At 70.5% G+C, this 23,959-nt stretch carries 28 protein-coding genes; 16 read left to right on the forward strand and 12 right to left on the reverse strand.

Annotation, left to right across the window (positions count from 1 at the left end; all coding sequences use genetic code 11):
- Nucleotides 1–306: 306 nt before the first annotated feature.
- Nucleotides 307–3,255 (reverse strand): ATP-binding protein, encoded by a 2,949-nt coding sequence (locus FJ694_RS32110; protein ID WP_157271605.1) that lies wholly within the window; start codon nucleotides 3,253–3,255, stop codon nucleotides 307–309.
- Between the two features lie 196 nt (nucleotides 3,256–3,451).
- Here FJ694_RS32110 and FJ694_RS32115 point away from each other — a divergent pair, with 196 nt between their 5' ends.
- Nucleotides 3,452–3,817, forward strand: a complete 366-nt coding sequence (locus FJ694_RS32115; protein WP_157271606.1) for a hypothetical protein — start codon at nucleotides 3,452–3,454, stop codon at nucleotides 3,815–3,817.
- Here FJ694_RS32115 and FJ694_RS32120 read toward each other — a convergent pair.
- From FJ694_RS32120 to FJ694_RS32130, 3 genes are read right to left on the reverse strand one after another with little or no spacing between them, the layout of a single operon-like run.
- Entirely contained in the window at nucleotides 3,757–4,248 is a 492-nt protein-coding gene (locus FJ694_RS32120; RefSeq protein WP_198321108.1) for a thioesterase family protein, read from the reverse strand. The two genes, FJ694_RS32115 and FJ694_RS32120, sit on opposite strands and share 61 nt — an antisense overlap.
- 44 nt (nucleotides 4,249–4,292) lie before the next feature.
- Nucleotides 4,293–4,823, reverse strand: a complete 531-nt coding sequence (locus tag FJ694_RS32125; protein ID WP_157271607.1) for a hypothetical protein — start codon at nucleotides 4,821–4,823, stop codon at nucleotides 4,293–4,295.
- A gap of 28 nt (nucleotides 4,824–4,851) precedes the next feature.
- On the reverse strand, nucleotides 4,852–5,343 hold the full coding sequence (locus FJ694_RS32130; RefSeq protein WP_157271608.1) for a hypothetical protein: 492 nt from the start codon (nucleotides 5,341–5,343) through the stop codon (nucleotides 4,852–4,854).
- 220 nt (nucleotides 5,344–5,563) lie between these two features.
- Here FJ694_RS32130 and FJ694_RS32135 point away from each other — a divergent pair, with 220 nt between their 5' ends.
- Complete coding sequence (locus FJ694_RS32135; protein WP_157271609.1) at nucleotides 5,564–5,893, forward strand: hypothetical protein; 330 nt, start codon at nucleotides 5,564–5,566, stop codon at nucleotides 5,891–5,893.
- Here FJ694_RS32135 and FJ694_RS32140 read toward each other — a convergent pair.
- A complete protein-coding gene (locus tag FJ694_RS32140; RefSeq protein ID WP_157271610.1) occupies nucleotides 5,791–8,838 on the reverse strand; it encodes an ATP-binding protein in 3,048 nt (1,015 codons plus the stop codon). The two genes, FJ694_RS32135 and FJ694_RS32140, sit on opposite strands and share 103 nt — an antisense overlap.
- A 155-nt stretch (nucleotides 8,839–8,993) precedes the next feature.
- On the opposite strand from FJ694_RS32140, the gene FJ694_RS32145 reads away from it, so the two are divergent.
- From FJ694_RS32145 to FJ694_RS32165, 5 genes are all read left to right on the forward strand, one after another.
- Entirely contained in the window at nucleotides 8,994–9,197 is a 204-nt protein-coding gene (locus FJ694_RS32145) for a hypothetical protein (RefSeq protein ID WP_157271611.1), read from the forward strand.
- A gap of 20 nt (nucleotides 9,198–9,217) precedes the next feature.
- On the forward strand, nucleotides 9,218–9,448 hold the full coding sequence (locus FJ694_RS32150; RefSeq protein WP_157271612.1) for a hypothetical protein: 231 nt from the start codon (nucleotides 9,218–9,220) through the stop codon (nucleotides 9,446–9,448).
- A 56-nt stretch (nucleotides 9,449–9,504) separates the two neighbouring features.
- Nucleotides 9,505–10,944, forward strand: a complete 1,440-nt coding sequence (locus tag FJ694_RS32155; RefSeq protein WP_157271613.1) for an efflux transporter outer membrane subunit — start codon at nucleotides 9,505–9,507, stop codon at nucleotides 10,942–10,944.
- Nucleotides 10,945–11,198: 254 nt separating this feature from the next.
- Nucleotides 11,199–12,350 (forward strand): HlyD family secretion protein, encoded by a 1,152-nt coding sequence (locus tag FJ694_RS32160; protein ID WP_157271628.1) that lies wholly within the window; start codon nucleotides 11,199–11,201, stop codon nucleotides 12,348–12,350.
- A gap of 20 nt (nucleotides 12,351–12,370) precedes the next feature.
- Entirely contained in the window at nucleotides 12,371–13,924 is a 1,554-nt protein-coding gene (locus FJ694_RS32165) for a DHA2 family efflux MFS transporter permease subunit (protein ID WP_157271614.1), read from the forward strand.
- A 407-nt stretch (nucleotides 13,925–14,331) separates the two neighbouring features.
- Here the strand turns inward: FJ694_RS32165 and FJ694_RS32170 are convergent, their stop codons facing one another.
- Together FJ694_RS32170 and FJ694_RS32175 are read right to left on the reverse strand one after the other, a co-directional pair.
- Complete coding sequence (locus FJ694_RS32170; RefSeq protein WP_157271615.1) at nucleotides 14,332–15,036, reverse strand: PEP-CTERM sorting domain-containing protein; 705 nt, start codon at nucleotides 15,034–15,036, stop codon at nucleotides 14,332–14,334.
- A gap of 206 nt (nucleotides 15,037–15,242) precedes the next feature.
- The gene (locus FJ694_RS32175) at nucleotides 15,243–15,545 is read right to left on the reverse strand and encodes a helicase-related protein (protein ID WP_375140283.1); all 303 of its coding nucleotides are present in this window, start codon (nucleotides 15,543–15,545) and stop codon (nucleotides 15,243–15,245) included.
- Nucleotides 15,546–15,565: 20 nt separating this feature from the next.
- Between FJ694_RS32175 and FJ694_RS32180 the strand changes: the two genes are divergently transcribed.
- Nucleotides 15,566–15,763 carry a hypothetical protein gene (locus tag FJ694_RS32180; RefSeq protein ID WP_157271616.1) on the forward strand — a complete coding sequence of 66 codons (198 nt, stop codon included), beginning with the start codon at nucleotides 15,566–15,568 and terminating at the stop codon, nucleotides 15,761–15,763.
- Nucleotides 15,764–15,850: 87 nt separating this feature from the next.
- On the opposite strand, the gene FJ694_RS32185 is transcribed toward FJ694_RS32180, so the two are convergent.
- Nucleotides 15,851–17,401, reverse strand: a complete 1,551-nt coding sequence (locus FJ694_RS32185; RefSeq protein ID WP_157271617.1) for a sensor histidine kinase — start codon at nucleotides 17,399–17,401, stop codon at nucleotides 15,851–15,853.
- A gap of 504 nt (nucleotides 17,402–17,905) precedes the next feature.
- Between FJ694_RS32185 and FJ694_RS32190 the strand changes: the two genes are divergently transcribed.
- The 6 genes from FJ694_RS32190 to FJ694_RS32210 all read left to right on the forward strand — a co-directional run bounded on the left by FJ694_RS32190 (nucleotide 17,906) and on the right by FJ694_RS32210 (nucleotide 20,894).
- A complete protein-coding gene (locus tag FJ694_RS32190; protein WP_157271618.1) occupies nucleotides 17,906–18,601 on the forward strand; it encodes a response regulator in 696 nt (231 codons plus the stop codon).
- 319 nt (nucleotides 18,602–18,920) lie between these two features.
- A complete protein-coding gene (locus tag FJ694_RS32195; RefSeq protein ID WP_232540326.1) occupies nucleotides 18,921–19,271 on the forward strand; it encodes an ADP-ribosylglycohydrolase family protein in 351 nt (116 codons plus the stop codon).
- Between the two features lie 265 nt (nucleotides 19,272–19,536).
- Entirely contained in the window at nucleotides 19,537–19,662 is a 126-nt protein-coding gene (locus tag FJ694_RS37710; protein WP_259373191.1) for a hypothetical protein, read from the forward strand.
- Between the two features lie 37 nt (nucleotides 19,663–19,699).
- A complete protein-coding gene (locus FJ694_RS32200; RefSeq protein ID WP_157271619.1) occupies nucleotides 19,700–20,137 on the forward strand; it encodes a hypothetical protein in 438 nt (145 codons plus the stop codon).
- A gap of 214 nt (nucleotides 20,138–20,351) precedes the next feature.
- Nucleotides 20,352–20,573 (forward strand): hypothetical protein, encoded by a 222-nt coding sequence (locus tag FJ694_RS32205; RefSeq protein ID WP_157271620.1) that lies wholly within the window; start codon nucleotides 20,352–20,354, stop codon nucleotides 20,571–20,573.
- A 12-nt stretch (nucleotides 20,574–20,585) separates the two neighbouring features.
- Nucleotides 20,586–20,894 carry a hypothetical protein gene (locus FJ694_RS32210; RefSeq protein WP_157271621.1) on the forward strand — a complete coding sequence of 103 codons (309 nt, stop codon included), beginning with the start codon at nucleotides 20,586–20,588 and terminating at the stop codon, nucleotides 20,892–20,894.
- 165 nt (nucleotides 20,895–21,059) lie between these two features.
- Here the strand turns inward: FJ694_RS32210 and FJ694_RS32215 are convergent, their stop codons facing one another.
- Nucleotides 21,060–21,281 carry a hypothetical protein gene (locus tag FJ694_RS32215; protein WP_157271622.1) on the reverse strand — a complete coding sequence of 74 codons (222 nt, stop codon included), beginning with the start codon at nucleotides 21,279–21,281 and terminating at the stop codon, nucleotides 21,060–21,062.
- A 192-nt stretch (nucleotides 21,282–21,473) separates the two neighbouring features.
- Here FJ694_RS32215 and FJ694_RS32220 point away from each other — a divergent pair, with 192 nt between their 5' ends.
- Nucleotides 21,474–21,644 (forward strand): hypothetical protein, encoded by a 171-nt coding sequence (locus FJ694_RS32220; RefSeq protein WP_157271623.1) that lies wholly within the window; start codon nucleotides 21,474–21,476, stop codon nucleotides 21,642–21,644.
- Between the two features lie 19 nt (nucleotides 21,645–21,663).
- On the opposite strand, the gene FJ694_RS32225 is transcribed toward FJ694_RS32220, so the two are convergent.
- From FJ694_RS32225 to FJ694_RS32235, 3 genes are all read right to left on the reverse strand, one after another.
- Nucleotides 21,664–21,873: a hypothetical protein gene (locus tag FJ694_RS32225; RefSeq protein WP_157271624.1), complete on the reverse strand. Its 210-nt coding sequence runs from the start codon at nucleotides 21,871–21,873 to the stop codon at nucleotides 21,664–21,666.
- Nucleotides 21,874–21,955: 82 nt separating this feature from the next.
- The gene (locus tag FJ694_RS32230; RefSeq protein ID WP_157271625.1) at nucleotides 21,956–22,216 is read right to left on the reverse strand and encodes a hypothetical protein; all 261 of its coding nucleotides are present in this window, start codon (nucleotides 22,214–22,216) and stop codon (nucleotides 21,956–21,958) included.
- 120 nt (nucleotides 22,217–22,336) lie between these two features.
- Entirely contained in the window at nucleotides 22,337–22,474 is a 138-nt protein-coding gene (locus FJ694_RS32235) for a site-specific integrase (protein ID WP_157271626.1), read from the reverse strand.
- Between the two features lie 150 nt (nucleotides 22,475–22,624).
- Between FJ694_RS32235 and FJ694_RS32240 the strand changes: the two genes are divergently transcribed.
- A partial coding sequence (locus tag FJ694_RS32240; protein ID WP_198321109.1) for a DUF4062 domain-containing protein occupies nucleotides 22,625–23,959 on the forward strand: 1,335 nt, incomplete at its 3' end.

The raw sequence follows: 23,959 nt of genomic DNA on the forward strand, positions 1-23,959 counted from the left end.
TGCGCCGTGCAGACGCCGGGGAGAGCGTGCCCGGCTACAGCCTGCGTGTTGCCCTGGATGCCCTGGGCCGACAAGGCTCGCTGCGATAGGCCAGCCCCGCCGCAGGCGCGCACGACAGGCCAACGGGCCTTACGTCAAACACACCGAATGCTGCATTGTCCTGGCGGACGTTTCTATCAGTTTCGGTTGTCATGTTATTACGTCTTTGGAGGCGGTGTTGCGAGTCTGAACGGAGATATCTATTCCCAGTGCACCATTACCGGCCGCACAAGCACCATTCCATTGGGTATCGACAAGCGATAAGCATCAAGCCGCCGGCCCCCTGCGTCGCGCGGCCAACGCGCCCAGCACCTCATTGACCCGCTGCATCAGTACCGTGTCCGCTCCTTCCGCACAGCGCGCGCGCAGTTGCGCCAGCATCTCTATCTCCTGCGACTGCGCCGCGCCACTCGCGCACAGCCCCACCAGCGCGGCCAGTTCACTCCAGCCCGCCTGCTGCGCTCGCGCTTCCAGCAACGCCTCGCGCAGGCTGGCCAGCGCCGCCGCGCCGTTGCCGCAGCCATGCGCGATGCGCGCCTGCAGCAGCCGCAGATCAGGCAGCAGGATGCGGTCGCCCACGCGCCGGGCCAGCGCCAGCGCCTCATCCAGCCGCGCCTGCGCGTCGTCCCAGCGCCCGCACAGCGCGGCGGCATCGGCTGCTGCACCCAGGGCCGCCGCCAGCCCGGCGCCGATGCGGCCCAGGCTGAAGGCGCGCTGGTAGCCGTCCACGATCAGCGCGTAGCCGTCCTGCGGCTGCCCCTGGTGCGCCAGGGCCCAGCCGCGCAGCCAGCGCGCCGGGCCCTCGCCTTCCGCCACGGCGTGCTCGGTCACAAGCTGCTGCAAGGCCTCGCCCAGCGCTTGCACGCGCGGCACCTCTTCCAGCCGCAGGGCCAGCATCCCCGTGAAGGCCAGCGCCAGCACCCGCGCCAGAGGCTGGTTCACCCGGTCAGCCCGCGCCAGCGCCCGCTCGGCCTCGGCCCACGCTTGATCGGGGAAGCCCAGGTGCGACAGCACCAGCGCCATGCGCGCGTGCATGGACACGCCCAGATCCACGATGAAGGCCGGGTCGTGCGCCGGGTCGGCTAGCTCGGAGAAGATTTGTAAACCCTCTTCGAGCCAGCGCCGCGCGCCCGCCAGGTCGCCCTGGAACGACACCACCGTCGCCTGCAGGTTGCACGCCGACACGTGCAGCAGCCGCTCGCCGCGCAGGGCGGCCAGCGCGCCGATGCGCGTGGCCAGCGCCAGCGCCTGCTCGTACTGGCCGCGCGCCAGGTAGGCCCAGCCGGCACCCAGCTCCAGTGCCCGCGACGTCAGCGCCGGCAGTTGCCCGGCCAGCTCCTGCGCGCGCTCGAAGGTCGCCACCGTCTCCGGGGCTGCCACGCCCAGCAGTTGCGCCGCCGCTGTGCCGCGCGGGCCCAGCAATGCCATTTCCAGCCCGTTGCGATCGACGCCCGCGGGACAGCGTGGCAGCAGCGCCAGGGCCTGCGCCGTCAGCGCCATCGCCTCGCCCGGCGCGAAGTGCTGCAGCGCGCTCTCGGCCGCGGCGGCATAGTGGCGCAGCGCGGCGGGGATGTCATGCCCCAGCTCACAGTGCGAGGCCAGCTCGGCCGCGGTGACGGCCGCGCCTGCGGCCCGGTCGGCCTCCAGCGCTCGCGCCACTCGCCGGTGCAGCTGCGCGCGCGTGGCGGCGCCGATGCGCTGGTGAAAGACCTGTCGGTACAGCGCGTGGCGGAAGCCGTAGCGCGCCTGCAGCGAGCCATCGGCCAGACTGTCCAGGGCCACGTGGCTGAGCCACTGCTGCTGCCGGGCCAGGCTCTCGCAGCGCCCGGCGATCCCGCCGGCCTCGCGCTCCAGCGCCGCGCTCACCGTCGCGGGCCGGAACTCCGTGCCGCAGACGCTGGCGGCTTCGAGCAGCGCGCAGTCCTCGCCCGACAGCCTCGCGATCTGCTTCTCGATCACGCCCGCCAGGCTCTCGGGCACCGCCGCCGTCGCTGCCTCGGCGCAGGCCGGGCCCTGCGCTTCCAACTCGTCCACCACATTGACCAGGAACAGCGGCAAGCCGTCGGTACGCCCGTGCAGCGCGCGCACGAAGGCCTCGGAGGGTGTGCGGCTCGGGCAACGCTGGCCGATGAAATCCGCCACCTCGCGCTCGGAGAACGGGTCCAGCAGGATTTCCTCGCACAGCCGGTGCAGCTTCAACTCGTGGCGCAGCGCCTTGAGCGGGTGCTCCTCGGCGATCACCTCCGCCAGCCGCAGGCTCGCCAGCCACATCAGCCGCGCCGGGCCGCGTCGGCGCGCGACGTGGTCGATGAGCTGTACCGTGGCCTGGTCGCTCCAGTGCAGGTCCTCCGTCACCAGCAGCAGCGGGCGCTGCGCGGTGCAGCGGTCCAGCAGCTCGCCAAGCTCGCGCAGCATGCGCTGCTGGCCCACCCCGGCCAGCTCCTGGCGCAGGGCCTCGCGTGCGGCGGTATCGGGCAGCAGCCAGGGCAGCTGCAGCAGCCAGGTCGGCGCCACCGTGCGCAGCAGCGCAGGCAGCTCCGGCTCATTGCGGCACAGCGCGCCCAGCGCCTCCAGCACCGGCAGGTAGGGCTCGCCGGCGCCGTACTGCTCCACGCACTGGCCGTGCGCGCAGGCCGCCCCGGCGCCCAGGCCGGCCATGAAATGCTCGATCAGCGTGGTCTTGCCGATGCCGGCCTCGCCCGTGAGCCACACGATCTGCCGCCGCCCGGCGCCGGCTTGCCGCCAGGCCGCCTGCAGCCGCGCCAGCGCGGCATGGCGGCCGATCAGCGGCGCGGCGGGCGCAGCCGGCGGCGGCGCTTCGGCGTCCGGGCCGGTTGCGGCCGGCATCGGGATCGCCGCCGCGGCGGGCGGTTCCGGCGCCACCCCGGGCGCCTGCACGACGCCGATGAAGCGGTAGCCCCGGCGCGAGGCGGTCTCGATGTAGCGCGGCTGCCGGGCGTCGTCGCCGAGCGCGGCGCGCAGCTCGCTGATGGTGGTCTTCAGCACCGAGTCGCTGACCCAGCGGTGGCCCCAGACGGCATCGAGGAGAGCTTCCTTGGCAACCAGCCGCCCCGGCTGCCGCGCCAGCGTGCACAGCACGCCGAAGGCCTTGGGCGGCAGGGCCAGGGGCTGGCCGGCGCGCGTGAGCCGGGCTTGGCCCTCGTCCAGCTCGAAAGCTTCGAAGCGCAGGCGCAGCGCGTCGTCTTCGTCGTGCATGAGCGTCCCATGGGGTGGCGGCGACGCGGGGATTCTGGGCCTCGCCCCGGACCCTGGTGGCCATGGCCCTGCCGGTGCAAGCCGGACCGAAGCCCGACCGCAACCGGACGACTTGGCCGCCTTGCCTGCCTAGCCTTGCTGTATCAGCGGCCGGGCGGTGTGGCCCGGCCGCCGCAGTTGCAGGAAGGGCACCGCGATGACCGATGCGCTCAAGGAGTTCTGGTGCGATCTCGCCACGGAACTGTTCGACCAGAAAGGGCTGGAGACGGTCTTTTCGCATGCGAGGAACGTGGTCACCGGCGCCGTGATCGTGGCCGCCGGCACCTGCGCCACGCACTACGGCGGCGACACGCCCCTGCCCGGCGGCTGGAGCCTGCACTTCGCGGGCTACGCGGTGACGGCGGTGGGCGTGCTGCTGTTGCTGCTGAACCTGCTGTCCGGCCTGCGCAGCCTGGCCCGGCGCCGGCATTCCAGGCTGCTGCGGGCGCTGACGATCCTGCTCTACATCGGGCTGTCGGTGCGGCTGGCGCAGGTGCTGGTGTTCGTGCGGGCCGCTTTGTAGGCCCAGGGCGGTTCCCGCCCCGCCTTCTGCGCCACCCGTTGGTCGAAGCGGCGGCGGTCGATGACGCAGCGCTCGTGCCGCCCCCGGCTGATGAGGTCCACGCCGTCGTGGGCCTCGACCTCGAACAGCAGCCGCCGCCCCTCGACGCGGATCAGCTTCACGCGCACCAGCACCTCCAGCCCGGGCGGCGTGGCCACGCCGTGGCTGACGTGAATGTGCGTGCCCAGCGTCTGCTCGTGCGGCGCCTCCAGGAACGGGTTCACGGCCTGCATGCAGGCCCACTCCAGCAAGCCGACCAGATAGCCGGTGGCGAAGACCTGCGGCATGGCCTGGAACTCCGGCGCCTCGGGATAGAGCGCCGGGACGGTCTTGGTGGCCGGGATGCAGAACAGGAACGCGTGTTCCAGCCCGGTCTCGGGAAGTGTCTTCATCGGTGGTCCTTTCTCCAGCTTCACGGGATAGGCATGTCGGCGCCCTACTTCAGGACGTAGCCGCGCCCCTCCATGCAAGCGCCGAAAGCGCGCTCGTACTTCGCGCGCTGCTGGCCGCGCGCGGCCTGCTGCTGGGCCGCTTGCTGCTGGCGCGACTGCTCCGCCTTGCGGGCCTGGGCCTGCGCCAGCGCCGCGCTGCCGAGCACGCCGATGGCGGCGCCACGGCCGGCGTTGTGGCTCACCAGCTCGCCCACGGCGGCCCCGCGCAGCGCGCCCTGCGCCATGCCGGCACCGGGCGGTGGGGCGCCGCCGGCAGCGCCGGTCGCGGTCGCGGTGGATGCAGCCTGCGACGGGTCGTAGCCGGACTGCTGCCGGGACCAGTCGTGGCACTCGTAGCGGTCCGTGTCCTGCTGGCGCGCGCTCTGGCCCTTGGCCGGGTAGATCACCGGTGTGGACGCGGTGCCCGGCGAGCCGTTGGCCGCCGAAGCTTGCTGCGCCTGGACCAGGCCGGCGCCGGCGCTGAGCATGAAGGCGCATGCCGCGGCCCCGGCCGCGGGGAATGTCAGGTACTTCATTGGTGTGTCTCCTCGCGGGTTGCCGGGCTCAGCGCCTGCCGCAGCTCACCGGCTGGCCCGCAGCGTCGGTGCAGGTCAGCGAGCGGCTGATGCCCGCGCCCTGGCTGTAGCGCGTGCTGCCGTCCCAGGTGACGCCGGTGCGGGCGCTGGTGACGGTGGTGTCGCGCTCGCCAGAGGCCGTGCCGTCGGCACTGCGCGTGTAGCTGCCGTCGCGCGACGCGGTGCCATTGGGGCCGCTGGCGTCGGCGTGGCCGCTGGCCGTGGCGCTGCCATCGGCCGAGCGCTGGAAGCGGCGCGTGCGTTGGCCCTGCCCGCCCGCGTCGGTGCTGAAGCCCCCGGCACTGCCGGCGGCGACCTGGCCGTTGCCGTCGGCCACGAGGCCGCGCTGGCCGGCCGCGGCGGCATGTTCCCCCTGGACCTTGAAGCGGCCGGCGGCGGACAAGGGTTCGGCCTGCGCGGTCTGCACGGCGAAGGCCGCGATGGCGAGGCAGAGGGTGGCGACGTAGGCGAGCTGTCTCATGTGAAGGCTCCTGGCTGAGGAGCCCCAAAGCTAGGCAGCGCGGGTATCTAAGTCGTGGGGGAACGGTCGGGCTTCGGTCGGACGTCGCGGCGCCGGGCCCGACCGAAGCCCGACCCGGGCCTGACGACGCCGCCGGCACGGCCACCTAGCCTGGATGCGACGGCAGCGGAGCGGCTTCGCTGCCGCCATCAACCCCTCAAGCCCACCGGAGCCCTGCGCCATGAACACCCGCCCCGCCACCGCCCTCGCCTGCACCTTCCTGGCCGCCGCCTCGCTGGCCGGCTGCGCCAGCCCGCAAGCCCAGCCGCAGCCGGCGCCCGGCTCGGCCTCGCTCACCTGCGAGGCGCTGCGGGAGGACATCGCCCGCACCGAGGCGGACCGCCGCGCGGCGCTGGACAAGCAGCAGAGCGCGTGGAAGGCCGTGGTGCCCTTCGCCGTCGCGGGCCGCTATGCCAGCGGCAAGTCGGCTGCGGCCGAGGCCGAGCAACGGCTGGCCGCGCTGCGGGCCGGGCTGGTGGACCAGGGCTGCACGACGGGTGCGGCGGGCTGATGCCGGCCTCGGGCGCGGGCTTCAGCCGGCCGCCGCGCCCGGTCGCCGTGCCGCCTCCAGCAGCGCGTCGGCCCGCTGCGCCAGCGCGCGTCCGTGCCCTCCACCACGCGGCTGCGGGCCTGGGCCAGGACGGCGAGATCCGCCGACCCAGCATCCGCCAGCCCGCACAGCGCCACGGCCGCTGCCAGTGCCGGCCGCCACGCCTGCTGCCCACAGGCTTCAGTCCACGCCGCCTGCAGTGCCTGCCGCGTCGCCGCGGTGTCGTCCTGCTCCAGCGCGATCCTTCCCCGCAGCAGCAGCAGGTCGGGCGTGTGCAGGCGCTCGCCGATGCGCCCGGCCAGTGCGAAGGCCTCATCCAGCCGCGCCTGGGCCTCGGCCGGGTGGCCGGCCCGCAGCCAGGCGTCGGCCGCGTAGCCCAGCACGCCGGAGCGGCCGCGCTGCATGCCAAGCCGGGCGTCGCGGGCATAGCCGTCCAGGATCAGCGCCTGGCCTTCCAGCGGCTGACCCAGCTGCACCAGCGCCCAGCCGCGCAGCCAGCGCACCGGGCCTTCGGCCCGAAGAATCGCGTGCTGCGCTGCCAGCCGCTGCAGCGCCTGCACCAGCTCCAGCACCTGCTCGGCCTGCCCAAGCCGCAGCGCCAGGAAGGCCTCGAACAGGTACACCAGCCGGCGCGCATAGGGGTAGCCCAGGCGGTCGGCGCGCTCCCGCGCCGCGGCGATCTGCAGTCCCGCCTGGTCCACCAGCCCCTGCCGCGCCAGCACCTGGCTCAGGTGGGCGCGCAGGGACACCTCCAGGTCCACGACGGCCAGCGCATCGGCCACCGGCCTGTCCAGGCCCGCTGAGGCTGCCAGGCCCTGCTCCAGCCGCTGCCGGGCTTCGGCCAGCCGGCCCTGATAGGCCATCGTGGCGCCGCCGAGGTGGCAGGCCGCCACGTGCAGCATGGGGTCGCCGCGCTGCGCTGCCAGCGCGTGCATGCGCTCAGCCAGCGCCAGCGCCTTGCCGTACTCGCCGGACACGAACCACACCCACCCCAGCCCCGCTTCCAGCGCGCGCGAGGCCCGGGCCGGCAGGCTCGCGCCCGCGGCGTAGAGCGCTTCCACGCGCTCGCAGTCAGCGCGCGTGGATGCGGCTGTTACGCCGTGCAGTTGCGAGTCGGCCAGGATGCGCGGGCCCAGCAGCGCCAGCTCCAGCGCGTCGCGCTCGGCGCCCGGCGGGCAGCCGGGCAACAGGGCCTGCGCCTGGGCAGTCAACTGCAGCGCCTCGCCAGGCGCGAAGTGGCGCAGCGCGCTCTCGGCCGCGTCGGCGTAGTGGCCCAGCGCGAGTGCGAGGTCGTGGCTCAGCACGCGGTGCGAAGCCATCTCGGCGGACGAGACGGCCGTGCCGGCGGCCCGGCGTCGCTCCAGCGCCTCGGCCGCGCGCCGGTGCAGCCGCGCCCGCGTCAGCGCGCCCATGCGCTGGTAGAGGACCTGGCGCACCAGGGCGTGGCCGAAGGCGTAGCGCGCCTCCAGCGTGCCGTCGGGCAGCCGGTCCACCGCCACGGACTGCAGCCATTGCGGGGCGCGCGCGAGCGCGTCGCAGGCATCGGCCACCTTGTCCGGGTCGCGTTCCAGCAGCTCGGCCACCACGCCGGCGCTGAAGGCTTGGCCACAGACGCTGGCCGCCTCCAGCAGCGCCCGCTGCCCGGGCGACAGCCGCTCGATGCGACGGCCGATGATGCCGGCCAGGCTCTCGGGCACGCGCGGCGGCAGCCCGGAAGCGCCGGCGGCGTCCGGCTCTAGGTCCGCGCCCGGCGTGCTCCGCGTCAGCAACTCATCGACCACGCCGGACAGGAACAGCGGCAAGCCATCGGTGCGGGCGTGCAGCGCGCGCACCATCGGTTCCAGCACCTCGGCCACGCCCGTGCGCAGCGCCAGGTACTGCCCCACCTCGCGCTCGGAGAAGGGCTCCAGCGCGATCTCCTCGCACAGCCGGTGCAGCCGCAGCTCGTGGCGCAGGTCCTTCAGCGGGTGGTCCTCGGCGATCACTTCGGCCACGCGGAAGCTGGCGATCCACATCAGCCGCGCCGGGCCACGGCGGCGCGCGACGTGGTCCAGGGCCTGCAGCGTCGCCACGTCGCTCCAGTGCAGGTCTTCCGTGACCAGCAGCAGCGGCCGCTCCGCGGTGCAGCGCTCCAGCAGCTCGCCGAGCTCGCGCAGCATGCGGTCCTGCCCCGAGCCGGCCACCTCCCGCCGCAGCGCCTCGCGCTTGGCCTCGGGACACAGCCAAGGCATCTGCAGCAGCCAGGTCGGCGCCACGGCGCGCAGCCGGGCGACCAGGGAACCGTCCTCATGGCACAGCCGGCCCAACGCCTCCAGCAGCGGCAGGTAGGGCTCGCCGGCGCCGTGCTGCTCCACGCACTGGCCTTGCGCCACGGCTGCCGCGCCCAGGGTGGCGGCGGCGTGCTCGACGAGCGTCGTCTTGCCAATGCCGGCCTCGCCCGTGAGCCACACGAGCTGCCGCCGGCCCGCCAGCGCCCGCTGCCAGGCGGCGTGCAGGCGGGCCAGCGCCTCACCCCGCCCGATCAACGACGGCCTCGCCTCGGGTGCCGGGGCGGCAGCGTCCGCCACCGCCGTGGACATCGCCACTGGCGGTGCGGCGGCCATGAAACGGTAGCCCCGGCGCGAAACGGTTTCGATGAAGCGCGGCTGGCGCGCGTCGTCTCCCAGCGCGGCGCGCAGCTCGCTGACGGTGGTCTTGAGCACCGAGTCGCTGACCCAGCGGTGGCCCCAGACGGCATCGAGCAGCCCGTCCTTGGTGATCAGCTGGCCCGGCTGCCGCGCCAGGGCGCACAGCAGGCCGAAGGCCTTGGGCGGCACCGCCACGGGCTGGCCGGCGCGTGTCAGCCGGGCTTGCGCCTCGTCCAGCTCGAACACGTCGAAATGCAGGCGCAGCGCGTCGTCAGGCATGGCGTCAGACCGGGTGGCGGTGACCGGCGCATTGTCCCGCTCCCCTGACCAAACCCCGACCCAAGCCTGACCCGCGCCCAACGACTCCCAGGCCCCCGCTGCCTAGCTTTGCAGCACCGGTGAGCACGACGCACCGACCGCCCCAGGAGTCCGACATGAACGCCATTCCCACCGCCTACGAGCTGCGCTTCGCCTCCCTGCTGCCCGAGGGCTGCCCGTTGAGCTTCCCCTGCGACGCCGCCGGCCACGTCGATCTGGACACGCTGGGCGAACGGGCCCTGGCGAGCTACCTCTACGCCCGCACCACCATCGGCCACGACTTCGCCCGTCCCTGCGTGCAGCCGCAGGCGCTGCACTGATCGCCGCCGGAGCCGCCGCCATGAGCCTCAGCACCCAGGCGAGCCACCCCAGCCGCCGCAGCTACGTGCTCAAGCTGCACCGCGACGCCATGCCCGAGAGCGGACTGCTCTTCGGCCGCCTCGAAAACATCGCCACCGGCCACTGCTTCGTGTTCAGCAGCGTCGCCGAGCTGCTGCGCTGCCTCGCCAGCGACACCGCCCGCAGCGCCGACGCCGCCCTCGATCCGGACCCGAACCCGACCGTTTCCTGACGATTCCGGCGGCCCCGCCGCCTACCTTGGCTTCACGCCTTCAGGAGCCCCGCGCCATGAACCCGAACGTTTCCCTCAGCTGCCTCGCCCGCGCCGCGCTGGTGGTCTGCACCCTGTCGCTGGCGGCCTGCGCCTCGTTTCCCGAGCGCGAGCCCCGCGCGCAGATGAAGCCGGTGCAGCGCTACGCCAGCGCCCAGGCCTTCAGCGCTCCCGCCGCCGCCTGGCCCGACGAGCGCTGGTGGACGCTCTACCGCGACCCGCAGCTCGATGCGCTGATCGCCGAGGCCCTGGCCGACGCGCCCAACGTCGCCGTGGCCGAGGCCCGGCTGCGCCGCGCGCAGGCGCTGGCGCAGGTGTCCGGCGCCGCCACCCGGCCGCAGGTCACGCTCAACGCCTCGGCCTCGCAGCAGAAGCAAAGCAGCAACTACCTCAGCCCCGCCGCGGCCACGCCGCAGGGCTGGAACGACTACGGCCGCGCCTCGCTGGACTTCGCCTGGGAGCTGGACTTCTGGGGCAGGAACCGCGCGGCCCTGGCCGCGGCGACCTCCGAGGCCGAGGCCACCCGGGCCGACCTGGCCCAGGCGCGGCTGACGCTGGCCACCTCCATCGCCTCGGCCTATGCCGAGCTGGCGCGGCTGTTTGCCGCGCTGGACACGGCGCAGTCGGCCCTGGAGGTGCGGGGCAAGACCACCGAGCTGTTCGGCCAGCGCCGCGCCAACGGCCTGGAGACCCTGGGCAGCGTGCGCCAGGTGCAGGCGCGCCACGCGGCGGCCGGGGCCGACCTGCGGGCGCTGGAGGAGCAGCTCACGCTGCAGCGCCACCGCATCGCGGCGCTGATGGGTGCGGGCCCCGACCGCGGGCTCGCCATCCGGCGCCCGGCCATCGACCTGTCGCGCCCCTTCGGGCTGCCCGAGCGCCTGGAAGCCGAGCTGCTGGGCCGCCGGCCGGACGTGATCGCCGCGCGGCTGCGCGCCGAGGCGGCCGCGCGCCGCATCGACCAGGCGCAGGCGGCCTTTTATCCCAACGTCAACCTGGTCGCCTTCATCGGGCTGCAGTCGCTGGGGCTGAACATGCTCGGCAGTGGCGGCTCCACCATCGGCAGCGTCGGTCCGGCGGTGTCGCTGCCGGTGTTCGACGGCGGGCGGCTGCGCGGCCAGCTGCGCGCCTCCGATGCCGAGTACGCCGAGGCCGTGGCGAGCTACGAGCGCACCGTGGTGCAGGCGCTGCAGGACGTGGCCGACGCCGCCGCCAGCCGCCGCGCGCTGGGCGGCCAGCTGGAGAAGACCGGCCAGGCCGTGGACGCCTCGCGCGAAGCCTGGCGCATCCAGAACGAGCGCTACGAGGGCGGGCTCTCCACCTACCTCGAAGTGCTCAGCGCCGAGGACACGCTGCTGTCCAACCTGCGCACCTTGTCCGACCTGCACGCCCGCGCCTTCGCGCTGGACGTCGCGCTGGTGCGCGCGCTGGGCGGGGGCTACGCCTCGCCCACGTCCTGAGCCCCCTCGTCTCCTCATTTCCTCCTTGCACTTTTCGTTCTGAAAGCTCGCCGTTCGGGCTGAGCCTGTCGAAGCCCTGCCGGCCAGCTGGCCTGAAAGCCCTTCGACGCGCTCAGGGAGAACGGAAAAAGGAATCACCCCATCCGCCCCAGGAGCCCGCCATGTCGAACATGCCCCTCGAACCGCAGATCGTCCAGACCGTGCTCGCCGCCGAGCAGCAACAGCAGGAAGAGCACGAGCAGCGGCAACGCAATATGAAACGCCGCAAGCGCTGGATACTGGTGCTGGCCGCCGTGGTCGCCAAGGCCGGGCTGGGCTACGGCGCCTATGCCTGGATGCACGCCGCGCGTTTCGTCTCCACCGACAACGCCTACACCGCGGCCGAGACGGCGCAGGTGACGCCGGCCGTGGGCGGCATCGTGCGCGAGGTGCGCGTGGGCGACACGCAGGCCGTCAGGCAGGGTGACGTGCTGGTGGTGCTGGACGACACCGACTTGCGCTTGGCGCTGGAGCAGGCCGAGGCCGAGCTGGGCCGCGCGCTGCGCCGCGTGCGCGGCTATGCCGCCAACGACGACAGCCTGGCCGCGCAGATCGCCTCGCGCGCCTGGGAGTACCAGCGCACCGTGGCGCAGCGCGCCTCCGCCGGCGCCGACTTCGAGCGCGCCCGCGTGGACCTGCAACGCCGCGAGGCGCTGGCGGGCTCGGGGGCCGTGTCCGCCGACGAGGTGACCAAGGCGCGCAACGCCTTCGACACCGCGCGCGCCGCGCTGGCGGCGGCCCAGGCGGCGGTGGACCGCGCGCAGGCCGACCACGGCGCCGCGCGCGGTGCGCGCGAGGCCAACGCGGTGCTGATCGCCGGCACCACGGAGGACGGCAACCCCGAGGTGGCGCTGGCGCGCTCGCGGCGCGACCAGGCGCGCGTGAACCTGGAGCGCAGCGTCGTGCGCGCCCCGGTGGACGGCGTGGTGGCCAAGCGCTCGGTGCAGGTGGGCCAGCAGGTGCAGGCCGGCGCGGCGCTGCTGTCGGTGGTGCCGCTGGCGCAGGTGCACGTGGACGCCAACTTCAAGGAGGGGCAACTGGACAAGGTGCGCATCGGCCAGCCGGTGGAGCTGATCAGCGACCGCTACGGCGAGCACGTGAAGTACCGCGGCGTGGTGGCGGGTCTGTCCGGCGGCACCGGTTCGGCCTTCGCCACCATCCCGGCGCAGAACGCCACGGGCAACTGGATCAAGGTCGTGCAGCGCGTGCCGGTGCGCATCGCGCTGGACCCGGCCGAGCTGGCGGCGCGGCCGCTGCAGGTGGGGCTGTCGATGACGGCGAGCATCGATACGCGGGCGGAAGCGGCGGCGCCGGCGGGTGAGCGCACGGTGCTGTCCATGAACGAGGCCGGCGGCGTGCGCCGCTGATTTCCCGGCAGAGGCCCGCCATGTCCACCCCGTCCTCCTCCGCCACCGCCGCCGGCGCCCCCCTGCGCGGCCCCCTGCTCTGGTTCGCCGCCATCGTGCTGGCCACCGCCAACTTCGTGGCCGTGCTCGACATGACCATCGCCAACGTCTCGGTGGCGAGCATCACCGGCAGCCTGGGCATCAGCAGCAGCCAGGGCACCTGGATCATCACGTCCTACGCCGTGGCTGAAGCCATCATCGTGCCGCTCACCGGCTGGCTGGCCGGCCGCTTCGGCGCGGTGCGCGTGTTCGCCACCTCGATGGCGCTGTTCGGCCTGTTCTCCGCGCTGTGCGGCATGGCCGGCGCGCTGGAGATGCTGGTGCTGGGCCGGGTGCTGCAGGGCCTGGCCGGCGGGCCGCTGATGCCGCTGTCGCAGACGCTGCTGCTGCGCGTGTTCCCGGCCGAAAAGGCCACCGCCGCCACCGCCCTGTGGGCCATGACCACGCTGGTGGCGCCGGTGGCCGGGCCGATCCTGGGCGGATGGCTCTGCGACAACTACGCCTGGCCGGTGATCTTCACCATCAACATCCCCATCGCGCTGGCCTGCAGCGTCGTCGCCTGGCGGCTGCTGCGCCGCTACGAGCAGGCGCTGGAGCGCAAGCCCATCGACCTGGTCGGCCTGGCCTTGTTGATCGTCTTCGTCGGCGCGCTGCAGCTGATGCTGGACCTGGGCAAGGAGCACGACTGGTTCGAATCCACGTTGATCTGCGTGCTGGCCGTGGTGGCCGCCGTGGGCTTCTGCGCCTTCCTGATCTGGGAGCTGACCGAGGCGCATCCGATCGTGGACCTGCGCGTGTTCCGCCACCGCGGCTTCGTCGTGGGCGTGGTCACGCTGGCGCTGGGCTACGGTGCCTTCTTCGGCGCCAACGTGCTCACGCCGCTGTGGCTGCAGAGCTGGATGGGCTACACCGCGACCTGGGCCGGCATGACCACGGCCTGGACCGGCGTGCTGGCCATCGTCTGCGCGCCGGTCGCCGGGGGGCTGATGAGCAAGCTCGGCGTCGATCCGCGGCGGCTGATCTTCGCCGGCGTGCTGTGGATCGGGCTGGTGACGGCCTTGCGCAGCCTCTCCACCACCGACATGGCGTACTGGCAGATCGCCATCCCGCTGCTGGTCACCGGCATCGGCATGCCCTTCTTCTTCGTGCCGGTGACGGCCCTGGGCCTGGGTTGCGTGGAGGAGGACGAGACGGCCTCGGCGGCGGGGCTGATGAGCTTCCTGCGCACGCTCTCCGGCGCGGTCGCCACCTCCCTCGTCACCACGGGCTGGGAGGACCGCACCAGCGTGATGCACGCCGAGCTGGCGGGCGTGGTGGACGCCACGGGCGAGACGGCGCGCACGCTGTCCGCATCGGGCCTGGGCCCGGACGCCGTGCGCGAGTCGCTGGACCGGCTGCTGCAGAGCCAGAGCGTGATGCTCGCCACCAACGAGATGATGGGCCTGGTGGCGGCGTCGTTCCTGCTGGCGGCGCTGGTGATCTGGCTGGCACCAAAGCCCAGGCGGGGCTTCGACATTGCACAGGCCAGCCATTGATCCAATGAAAACCTGCTGGCGCTGCTGGAGCTGAGCGAGCCGCTCGCCGTAGGGCCCAAAATCGCTGTCACTGCCGCCGCAAGAGGTTTTGCCAAAACACGCCCCAATAGCTCGCGATATCAAAGTACGCCACGGCGAGCTACCAACAAGGTGCGCATTGGATGTCCGCGCGGCTTCGCAGAAGCAGCGCTGGCCCTGCAACCTGGGCTGGATGCAGCTGGCAAGGTATACGTCAAGCCGCTTGCCATTCGTTGCATCAGCCCCCTCAAGCAAGCAAGGGTGCGACAAGGCCGGTCCGATGTACGGTGCTCTCCTGCGGCGGCTTTCCTTGCCCTCCTCCCTCCCCTCCGCCGCTTTTCTGGGTCCGCCCCGTGCGGGCCTTCTTTTTGTCCGAAATACCCAGTCAACTATCGCGGCATGCGTTGGGCAGCACGCCGGCGCGCTACGGCACCCACCACCACGCCCAACCCGACCAGCATCAGCGCGGTGGTTGCCGGCTCGGGAATGGCATGGATGTTGTCGATGCCAATCGAGGCCGCGATAGGCTCACCAGGAAAGTCGCCGCTCGTGCTGTGATAAATGCGAAAGAAGGTGGTGTTGGTCAACGCGCTCGTCACGTCGCCCAACTCGGCCACAAGATGTGGGGCAGTGACAGGAAAGACAAAGCGTGTCCAGTCTGATCCGGCAGCCAGGTTGGCAACGAAGCTGGTATGCGCCTCGTTTTGTGGCGGCAGCGGAATCGGGTCCTCAAAGAACAGCCGCACTGCAACGTGCGTCGCACCGAGGTTCTTCAAGTCCATGGCAATGTGCGTGATGCCGGCAGCCAAGTAATTTCCAGTCCACGGGCCGGCATTGTTTGCCACCAAGCGGCTTCCCGCGGTGCCAGAACCGGTTGAGGTGACATGCAGGAAGGCGTCACCTGATCCAGCGGGCCCGCCGGTCGGCTCCACCGGTAGCGGCACCAGGGGCGCTCCGGCCGGCCCACCGCCAATGAACCATCCTCCGTTGGAAGACGTGAATGTCTCGAGCTGCCCCAGGACAACCGCGTGCGAAGGCATGGCTGCAGCAAGCGAGACAAGCAGTGCGGCAAACGTTTGGCGACTGGTTGACATGGCATCCTCCACCGATGGAAGCGAGCGACGGGCAAACTTCTTTCCTGCCCCACCCGTATGGGGCAGCAGCTGATGCCACGTAGGAAGCCGACAACCTTGTTGCACAAACGAAGTGGGAAGTGCCCCGTGTGAGGCAAAGAGCACCTGCTCTCTCCGAAGGACCACCACCGGACGTCAATGGGCCGCTCCACGGGATAACAGCGGGCTCAGACGCCCTCACCCAGCTTGAACAGCGCCTTGAGCTCCGCCGTCGGCAGCTGGCCGATCCAGGTCTCTGCGCTGCTTACTGTCATCTCAGCCAGCTCGCGCTTGGCGCGGATCATCTCGCTGATGCGCTCCTCGAAGGTGCCGCGCGTGATGAAGCGGTGCACCTGCACCTTGCGCTGTTGACCGATGCGGTAGGCCCGATCGGTGGCCGGCCCCTCCACCGCCGGGTTCCACCACAGGTCGAAATGCACCACGTGACTGGCCGCCGTGAGGTTCAACCCCGTCTGGACCCGAGTTTCCATGGCGACCAGAGTGCACCACCATGGACCGGCAAGCTGAGCTGCAGGCTGAGCGCGATGCCCTGGAAGCTGAGCTCCTGGCACTGGAGCAGGACCTCCAGTGCCTGAGGCAAGGTGCTGCGGTGCCGGCCGAGTTGGCGCAGCGCGTGGAGGAGCTGCTGGGCCGACTCAAGCTGGTGAACCAGGATCTGTCGGAGCCGGGCGGCTCGGCGTCGAAGTAGCGCGGCGGTGACTGCTGCCGCTTGACCTTGCGCCACTCCGTGTCCGATGCCGCAGTCGGTCCACACCCGGACTACCCGACGGCGCCGTCAGCGCAGCGGTACCCGCAGCAGTACGGAGGTGCCCTCCCCTACCTGGGACTCGACGGCCAAGGTGCCACCCAGCGCCTCGATGCGCTCGCGCATGCTCACCAGCCCCCAGTGGGTGCGACCGGCCGTGGGTGCCGGGGTACCGGATGTTTCGAAGCCCACCCCATCGTCCTCGATGCTGCCCGCCAGCTGGCCACCGCGGCGCTGCAGGCTCACGCTCACGCGCGAGGCCCGCGCGTGCTTGGCCACGTTGTTCAGCGCCTCCTGCACGACACGGAACACCGCCGTTTCCACCGGCGCGGGCAGCCGCTCGCCGTCCAGGCCATGCAGCTCCACGTCCGCGCTCACGCCTGTGAGCTCCGCCCAGCTGCGTACGTGGGCGGCTACGCCCTCCCCCAACCCGCAGTCTTCCAGCGCCGTGGGCCGTAGCAGGAACACCATCCGGTCGAGTTCGCGGTCCAGGTGCTGCATCAGCTCATTGAGGCGTTGCACCTTCTCCCGCGTGGCCCGTTCGGCCGGCGCATCCTTGAGCGTGCCCACGGCCAGCGTGACGGCCGTGAGGTACTGGCCCAGGCCATCGTGCAGCTCGCGCGCGATGCGCCGGCGCTCCTCGTCCTGCACGGACTCCACGCGCGCCAGCAGCTGGCGCAGCACGTGCGTGCGCTGCCTGATCTTGTGCTCCAGCAGCTCGCGGGCATTGCGCTGCTCGGTGATGTCGCGCATGACGCCGATCATTCGGCGCGGCGTGCCCTGCTCGTCATAGAAGAAGCGGCCATGCGCCGACCGCCACTGCACCGAGCCGCCGGGCAGCAGCGTGCGGAATTCCTGGTCGTAGTCCTGGTGCTGCTCACGCGCCTGGCGCAAGGCCGTCTCGGCCGCAGCGCGGTCGTCCGGGTGCACGCGCGCCAGCCAGGCTTCGTAGCTGGGCTCGACCTCGCCGACGGCGTAGCCCTGCATGTGGAAATGCTCCCGGGACCACACGATGTGCCCCGTGGACATGTCCCAGTCCCAGGTGGCGAGCTCGCCGACCTCGACCGCCAGGCGCAGCCGCTCCTCGCTCTGGCGCAGCGCGGTCTCGGCCCGAAGCCGCGGTGTCGTTTCGAAGATAGTCACGAGCACGCCCGCCACGTTGCCCGACTCGTCCCGTACCGGGCTGTAGGACAGGGTGAGCCAGACGTCCTCCACGACGCCCGAACGCGCGAGCGGGTAGAGCGCATCCTCGAAGGACAGCGACTCGCCCTGCATGATGCGTTCGTAGATCGGGGCGTTGATATGCCAGACCTCGGGCCAGCACTCGCGTGTGGGCTGCCCCAGGCCGGCAGGGTGCTTGGCACCCATCAGGGCGCGATAGGCGTCGTTGTAGACCTGTACCAGCTGCGGTCCCCACAGCACGATGGTTGCAAAGGGGTGCGCGAGCACCGTCTGCACGGTGGTGCGCAAGCTTACGGGCCATTGCTGGATAGGGCCCAGCGCGGAGGATGCCCAGTCATGCTCGCGCACGCGCTGCGCCATCTCACCCGCAGGCAAGGGCCAGGCAGGATGCTTGTCCATGAGGTACGTCCTGGGGGCAAACCACAGCGTAGTCCGGGCACGACCGGCTTTCCAGCCAAGCCAGCACCAGCGTCTTACCAGCGCGCAAGCCAGAAAAAAGGCCCCAGGCCTCGCGGCTCCGAGGCTTTGCGTGCTGTACCAATCTCAATGAAGCGCAGCTGCTGTCCCGCAAGCTACGCCGCCCATCTTGCCCGCCCTGGGCCGCGAGCGCGTTGTGGAGAGCCGCAGCTCGCTTGACCGATGGAGTGCCGCGGCGGCTTGCCGGGTCGGCATAGGCCTCGCCTTCCACGTCCGCCCCCGAGGCGCAACGTCACTCGGGTTCCCGGTCTGCACGGATTCTTTCTAAGAACAAAATTCGTAAATCCAGGGGGCGGCGTTTGCCTTGTGAAAGTCGAACAACTATCCCAATGCCTTCTGCGTACCCTTCGAATGGGGGCGCTCAACTCCATATAACAAAACACCGGCATTGGTAGCATGCCATTGCAGTTCGCAACGGGAGGTTGTATGGATAACATTCTGCTTCTTGAGGATCTGCCGCAGATCCGCTTCTGGCTCAAGAGCTTGGTACTGGAGGTATTCCCGGACGCCACGATTGCCGAAAGCGCCCGCGTGCATGACGCGATTGGCTTGGTATCCGTGGTGAACTTTGACCTCGCGCTGATTGACTTGGGTCTGCCTGATGGCTCAGGGGTGGACGTGGTGGAAGCACTGCGCCAGCACCAGCCCCAGGCCCAGTCCGTGGTGGTGTCCATTCACGACGACGACGAGCATCTATTCCCTGCGCTGCAGGCCGGTGCCTGGGGCTACATCCTCAAGGAGCAGCCACGCGAGTTCATCACCGAACAACTGCAGCGCATCAGCCATGGCGAGCCGCCGCTGTCGCCGTCGATCGCACGCCGTGTCCTGGCCTATTTCGCCGCGCAGGCCAAGCCGCAGGCCGACCTCATGCCGCACGTCAACCTCACCGAGCGTGAGAGGGATGTGCTGTTGCGCGTGGCCAAAGGCTTCACGCTGCCCGAGATCGCCGTGCAACTCCACCTCTCGCGCCACACCATCGCTGACTACGTCAAGCAGATCTACCGCAAGCTCAACGTGAACTCACGCGCCGAGGCCGCGCTGGAGGCACAGCGGTTGGGACTTTTCAGTCGCTCCAGCGGTGCAAGCAGCAGCTACTCAGGTTCTGCCACCTGGAGGCGCTGACGGCGTGGCAGTCCCGTGGCTGTGCCTGCCCACGGTCGTGACTTCCCCGCTTTTTGATGCCGTAGTCACCTCGTGGTGCTGCTGCACGGCCAAATGCATCCAGGGCGTGAGCGCCTGCTTCAACCGGGAAAGCCGGTAGGTGAGTTCCTGCAGCGCATCCTGCACCGGCGTGCCGGCCTGGATGGAGTGCTCCAACCGGGGGGTCTCGGACTTTTTGCGTTTTGGTGCGCCGGCTGACGATTTCCTGTTGCGCGACAAGCACTTAGCAGCTTCGGTGGCCGGCGCACCATGCCGGTTAGCTAACCTATTGATTTGCCTGATGTTTTTCGAGCGAAGCGCACCAAAACGCAAAAAGTCCGAGACCCCCAACTACGACCTGTCCATGACGGTGGACGGCATCCGGCCGACCTACAAGCACGACGAGAGCTGTCAGCGCTCGGTGCCGCAGGCGCTGGTGTGCGCGCTGGAGGCGGTGGACTTCGAGGACGCCATCCGCAACGCCGTCTCCATCGGCGGCGACAGCGACACGCTGGCGGCCATCGCCGGCTCGGTGGCCGAGGCGCGGTTCGGCATCCCCGAGGACATCGCGCTGGAGGGCTGGACGCGGCTGCCCGTGGAAATGCGCGTCGTGCTCAACCAGCTCTACCAACTGCACCACCAGCTGGACTGAAGAAGCGACTGGGGTAGCGGTCGCTTGGCGTTCGCCAGAATTTCGCCAAGCGCTGGCTTGGCTTTCGCCACCATCGGTATCTACTGACCTGACCATGGACGACGACAAGGACCTCCCACTCATCCCGGCACACCTTCGTGCTCAGGCTAGACGCGAATGCGAAGGCACGGCGCCGTCATCTACCGACAACCCCTACAGCTCCACGCGCTGGATATTTCCCAGCAAAAGGAACATCCCCATCCAACCCAGGTCCGAGATCGCGTGCATGTTGCGGGCCGTTGACCGGCGGCTCGGTACCACCGACTCCTTGAAGGCCATCAACTACGGCCCGGTGGAGCTCGCCGTGCGCACGTGGCTGGCCAAGCTCAACTGGCGGCGCTGGTGGCGCTGACCGCGGCCGCGCAGGCCTCGCTGCTGGACCACCCGTGATGGAGATGCTGATGGACAGCAGCAAGAATGGGGTTCCCAGGCGCGACTTGCTGCCGCCGAACTGCTGGGTCCGCACAAGGGATCGGCTCATCACGGAGCACGCGCCGCTGCCGCCGGAGCCACCACCGGCCGAATCCGGCGCGCCCGACGACGAGGACGAATGGGCGCAGCGCTTTGTCGCCACCGTGCACGCATCACGCTTCGCCGACCTGGAGCGGATAAAGGCCATCCAGGACGACATGGCGCCAGGTGGCTGGTTGCCTGTGGTCCGGCCTGGCCAGTTCGTCCACCCCAGGTCCGAGACGGCGCACATCCTGCGGGTCGTTGACCGGCGCAAGGGCACTTGCGACTCGTTGGAGCTCATCAACTACGGCCCGGTGGAGCTCGCCCTGCGCAAGCTGCTGTCCTGGCTCAACTGGCGGCGCTGGTGGCGCTGACCGCGGCCGGCCACCACGCCGGCGTCCAAGTCCCAAAAGAGCTCACGCGAGGACATGGCGGGCGCGCCCGTCTGGCTGGTGCTGGTGGCGGCTGCGCAGGTTGCCAAGCACCGGTGGCCCGCGGACGCGATAGGAGCCCGCAGGCGCGCGAATCGGCAGCGAGGTGGTGCCCTCTGGTACTGGAGCCGGCGCTGGCGTTGCTGCAGCCCCCGCCATGACCTCCAACTACTTCGCCGGCCAGGACAAGCCGCGCCCGTGCGGGACCTGCCAGCACTACGGCGGGCTGCTGCCCGACAACGACATCAACTGCTTCTGCCGGCACCCGCGGCTATCGCCCGTGGTGGGCCAGCCCGAGAACGGTTGCGCCTTCTGGGCGCGTGAGCCAGGCACCGACGACGAGCAACTGCCGCCGCAGAATGCGGTTCCGTCACGGTAACGAAATTCCATCATGAAGATGCCCACCGCCACGCCAGCCCCTACCAAGGTCGTCGGCCGGCCGCCGAAGGGCGACAAGCCTATGACTGGCGCGGAGCGGCAAGCAGCCCTACGTCGGCGCCAGCGCGAGGCGGCGATGAGCGCCTACGGGCACCCGCAAGGTCAACCGACCCAGGCCATCCTCGCGGCGTTGAGCCGGCAACTGGCGCAGTTGGACGACCCCGAGCAGGCCGGCATGCATGCCACGCTGCGCCGCATGGCTTCCGACGCGGTGCGCGAGCTAGTCGCGCGCTACAAGCTCAAGCCAAATTCGTTACGGTAACGAAATGCGGGCACATCAAGCACGCGCAACACCGGCCGCCTCTTTTTTGAGCACTGGCGCTGGGCGCCCGGGCGACAAGGACTTAGGCCTGCGCCGGGCAGGTTGTCCCTCAACTTGTCCACCGTTTCCGTGGATGGGCTGCCGCTGCGCCTGGGCGATACCGCGCTACGGCTGGCGCTGAGCTGCCTCTGAGGCCTCCAAGCGGGCCAAGTCTTCCCGCAGGAAGCGCAGGGTTCCTTCAAAGACATCGAGCACGGCCTTCGCCTGCGTCGTGTCATGGCCCCAGCGGGCAGCGTCAGCAACCCGGGTGGCCTGCTCTCTAACCCGCACCTCGGCTTCAGCCACGCGGCGGCGAGCCGTCGCCAGCAGCGATTCCTTCGATTCCATCGTTTTTCTTCTCCCCTGCGCCCATGCTGCCGGCAAGCTGTTTCACGGTGATGTGTCCGTGAAACAAGTGCAGGCCGCGGCCGTCACAGCCAGGGCAGACCAAGCGACTACGGCATCGGGCTCACACCGCGCGAAAATCCAGCACGAGCCGCGTTCGCGGACAACAAGAGATTCGGTGAAAGAGGGAGTTCCATGGAAGCTATCGCGGCACTGCTTGCGCTCGCGGTCCTGGCCGTGCCTGTCGCAACGGCTGGCGTCGGCATGCTTGACCAACGGCCTAAAGCCGGCCCTGCGTTGATGTGGACTGGCATCGGAACCATCGTCGTGGCGGAGTGCGCCTTCGTGCTCATGGTGCTGCTGTAGAAGACTCTCCAGCATCGGCTCAGTCCTCGCCCTGGGTCAGCAAGTCCTCCATCTCGACGCGAGCACGCCGGAGTTGGTCGCACAAGCCTTGCAGCGCGGCCCATTCGTCGGCTGTGTCGCGCAGGGTGCGGGTCAGCTCCGCGATCAGGTCCAGCTGCTCAGTGACTCGGCGCTCTGCCTCGATGACGCGCCGCCTCGCCCCTTCCACGGGCGTCTCGTACGGCTCCATCGGGCGCTCCCTGTTCGCCGGCTTCGCGGACCGGCGCAAGACGATGCTATCCAGGTGCCACCGGACGCGCTGCTGTTTAGGTTCAAGCCGACGCTGCGCCCCAGTGCGGCCAGTCCTCGACCGGCGAGGCTTTATGCACCCAGGCCGCCGCCTCCATGGAGTTCGGCCAGGTCAGCCAAGCCGGGTTGTCGCGCGCGCTGAGCGGCGCCCAGGTCACGTCATCGACAACCCGCGTCACGGTGAATTCGGCGCTGCCGTGGAGTTGCTGCACGTCGAGATGGCCGACGGGCAAGTTCGGGCCGAAGCCGTAGCGGCCGGGCCGGTCGGGAAGGTGGATGGTCATGGGGCGCACCTTGCTGGGATGGCGTGCGCCGGGATCATTGCGGCCAGCAACTCCAGCGCCGGGAGTCAGGCAGCGACAGCGTTGCTGATGGCAATGCCCGACGCACGGTTGATTCTGCATTCACAGCAGCCTGGCGCCGGCGTGGTCCTTGAAGAGCTCGGCCGAGCGCACGTAGCCGCGCACGATGTCGAGACTGCGGTGGCACGACACCTCCACCAGCTTCAAGACGCTGGCGCCGGCCTCGGCCGCGCTGGTCAAGAACCCGGCACGCAAGCTGTGGCCGCTGAACCTGCGGCAGCACCACCAGGTCCTTGACCTGAAGCGTCGCCGGGCACAGCCGCCCCATCTGTCGCTTGCCACGTCACCGCGCTTGGTACCACCATGGCGGCTTCAGCGGAGCTGTCGCCAGTGGACCGACCCACGAAGCCCATCGTCTACGTCTCTTCGACCTTCAACGATCTGGAGAAGCATCGCCGGGTACTGAAGCAGGCGCTAGAGCAAAGCGGCTACAACGTCGAGGCCATGGAGCGCTATGCGGCGTTTGACCAGCCGCCACTGGATCGGTGCCTACAGGACGTGGCCGACTGCGACTTCTACGTGCTGCTGCTGGCACATCGCTATGGCTTCAGGCCGGAGGTGGACGGCAAGAAGACGCTGTCGATGACGGAGCGCGAGTACCTGCACGCCGGCGAGTGTGGCAAGCCGCGCCTCGTGTTCTGCGTCGAGGAAGGCTATCCCTGGCCGCCCCACTTCATCGACTACAAGGGCAGCAAGGACGGCCGCAGTCTCGCAGCCCTTCGCCAGCGCGCCAGTGGTGCCCATGGAGCTGGTACCTTCACGACGCCCGAGACGCTGGCCAGTGCAGTGCAGGCTGCGCTGTCAGAACACCAGCAGCGTAGATGGGCGCAGATCAGCAAGTTGCTGGCTGCTCTGGAAGCCAAAGGGCGACTGGCTACCGACGCGCAGGCCATCGACCGCCAGACCGTTATCCCCCTGGCCCGGCGGCTGCGGCTTGAGGAGCCGCTGGACTTCGAGCAGGCACTGTGCGAGCTGGAGCACGCCGTCGATGTGGCGCGCGAGGTGCTGGCCACCGGCGAACACGCTGCCACGCAGGACGCTTTCATCGACCGAGTGCTGCAGCGCGTGGCCGAGCAGACGCGCGACGGCCGGCTCGATGCTGGTGCAGAAGAGATCGACGCGGCACTGGCCGAAATGGAACGACAGGACCAAGAGCGGCGGCGACGGCAGCGACTCCCATTGTTGGAGGCTGCCGTCAAGCAAGCCGTGTTGCTGCGGGAGGCCGGGCGGGCGGCACGGGCGGTGCTACAGATCGGGGCGCTGGACGATCCGACCAGGCCGGCCTGGTCGGCAGCGTACTGCGAGCGGCTCGAAGCATTCATAGACGAAGGCGACCAGCGGGGCCTCAACTTCCCGCTCGAAATCGCCATCGCCCTGGCTCGTGAACAGATGGATGCCGCCACCAGCAACAATGAGCGGGGTAAGGCCGGCAATTGGCTGGGCACCGCGCTGGCGCGCCTGGGCGAGCGCGAGAGCGGCACGGCACGGCTGGAGGAGGCGGTGCAGACCTACCGCGCAGCCCTGCAGGAGCGCACCCAGCAGCGTGTGCCGCTGGACTGGGCGATGACGCAGAACAACCTGGGCACCGCGCTGACGCGCCTGGGCGAGCGCGAGAGCGGCACGGCGCGGCTGGAGGAGGCGGTGCAGGCCTACCGCGCAGCCCTG

It is taken from the genome of Azohydromonas aeria, from assembly GCF_009760915.1.
Taxonomy (GTDB): domain Bacteria; phylum Pseudomonadota; class Gammaproteobacteria; order Burkholderiales; family Burkholderiaceae_C; genus Azohydromonas; species Azohydromonas aeria.

What these genes read in the sequence shown, in the direction of transcription:
- FJ694_RS32110 (WP_157271605.1), bottom strand. Translation starts at nt 3,255, where the DNA reads ATGCACGACGAAGACGACGCGCTGCGCCTGCGCTTCGAAGCTTTCGAG.
- FJ694_RS32115 (WP_157271606.1), top strand. Translation starts at nt 3,452, where the DNA reads ATGACCGATGCGCTCAAGGAGTTCTGGTGCGATCTCGCCACGGAACTG.
- FJ694_RS32120 (WP_198321108.1), bottom strand. Translation starts at nt 4,248, where the DNA reads ATGAAGACACTTCCCGAGACCGGGCTGGAACACGCGTTCCTGTTCTGC.
- FJ694_RS32125 (WP_157271607.1), bottom strand. Translation starts at nt 4,823, where the DNA reads ATGAAGTACCTGACATTCCCCGCGGCCGGGGCCGCGGCATGCGCCTTC.
- FJ694_RS32130 (WP_157271608.1), bottom strand. Translation starts at nt 5,343, where the DNA reads ATGAGACAGCTCGCCTACGTCGCCACCCTCTGCCTCGCCATCGCGGCC.
- FJ694_RS32135 (WP_157271609.1), top strand. Translation starts at nt 5,564, where the DNA reads ATGAACACCCGCCCCGCCACCGCCCTCGCCTGCACCTTCCTGGCCGCC.
- FJ694_RS32140 (WP_157271610.1), bottom strand. Translation starts at nt 8,838, where the DNA reads ATGCCTGACGACGCGCTGCGCCTGCATTTCGACGTGTTCGAGCTGGAC.
- FJ694_RS32145 (WP_157271611.1), top strand. Translation starts at nt 8,994, where the DNA reads ATGAACGCCATTCCCACCGCCTACGAGCTGCGCTTCGCCTCCCTGCTG.
- FJ694_RS32150 (WP_157271612.1), top strand. Translation starts at nt 9,218, where the DNA reads ATGAGCCTCAGCACCCAGGCGAGCCACCCCAGCCGCCGCAGCTACGTG.
- FJ694_RS32155 (WP_157271613.1), top strand. Translation starts at nt 9,505, where the DNA reads ATGAACCCGAACGTTTCCCTCAGCTGCCTCGCCCGCGCCGCGCTGGTG.
- FJ694_RS32160 (WP_157271628.1), top strand. Translation starts at nt 11,199, where the DNA reads ATGAAACGCCGCAAGCGCTGGATACTGGTGCTGGCCGCCGTGGTCGCC.
- FJ694_RS32165 (WP_157271614.1), top strand. Translation starts at nt 12,371, where the DNA reads ATGTCCACCCCGTCCTCCTCCGCCACCGCCGCCGGCGCCCCCCTGCGC.
- FJ694_RS32170 (WP_157271615.1), bottom strand. Translation starts at nt 15,036, where the DNA reads ATGTCAACCAGTCGCCAAACGTTTGCCGCACTGCTTGTCTCGCTTGCT.
- FJ694_RS32175 (WP_375140283.1), bottom strand. Translation starts at nt 15,545, where the DNA reads ATGGAAACTCGGGTCCAGACGGGGTTGAACCTCACGGCGGCCAGTCAC.
- FJ694_RS32180 (WP_157271616.1), top strand. Translation starts at nt 15,566, where the DNA reads ATGGACCGGCAAGCTGAGCTGCAGGCTGAGCGCGATGCCCTGGAAGCT.
- FJ694_RS32185 (WP_157271617.1), bottom strand. Translation starts at nt 17,401, where the DNA reads ATGGACAAGCATCCTGCCTGGCCCTTGCCTGCGGGTGAGATGGCGCAG.
- FJ694_RS32190 (WP_157271618.1), top strand. Translation starts at nt 17,906, where the DNA reads ATGGATAACATTCTGCTTCTTGAGGATCTGCCGCAGATCCGCTTCTGG.
- FJ694_RS32195 (WP_232540326.1), top strand. Translation starts at nt 18,921, where the DNA reads ATGTTTTTCGAGCGAAGCGCACCAAAACGCAAAAAGTCCGAGACCCCC.
- FJ694_RS37710 (WP_259373191.1), top strand. Translation starts at nt 19,537, where the DNA reads ATGTTGCGGGCCGTTGACCGGCGGCTCGGTACCACCGACTCCTTGAAG.
- FJ694_RS32200 (WP_157271619.1), top strand. Translation starts at nt 19,700, where the DNA reads ATGGAGATGCTGATGGACAGCAGCAAGAATGGGGTTCCCAGGCGCGAC.
- FJ694_RS32205 (WP_157271620.1), top strand. Translation starts at nt 20,352, where the DNA reads ATGACCTCCAACTACTTCGCCGGCCAGGACAAGCCGCGCCCGTGCGGG.
- FJ694_RS32210 (WP_157271621.1), top strand. Translation starts at nt 20,586, where the DNA reads ATGAAGATGCCCACCGCCACGCCAGCCCCTACCAAGGTCGTCGGCCGG.
- FJ694_RS32215 (WP_157271622.1), bottom strand. Translation starts at nt 21,281, where the DNA reads ATGGAATCGAAGGAATCGCTGCTGGCGACGGCTCGCCGCCGCGTGGCT.
- FJ694_RS32220 (WP_157271623.1), top strand. Translation starts at nt 21,474, where the DNA reads ATGGAAGCTATCGCGGCACTGCTTGCGCTCGCGGTCCTGGCCGTGCCT.
- FJ694_RS32225 (WP_157271624.1), bottom strand. Translation starts at nt 21,873, where the DNA reads ATGGAGCCGTACGAGACGCCCGTGGAAGGGGCGAGGCGGCGCGTCATC.
- FJ694_RS32230 (WP_157271625.1), bottom strand. Translation starts at nt 22,216, where the DNA reads ATGACCATCCACCTTCCCGACCGGCCCGGCCGCTACGGCTTCGGCCCG.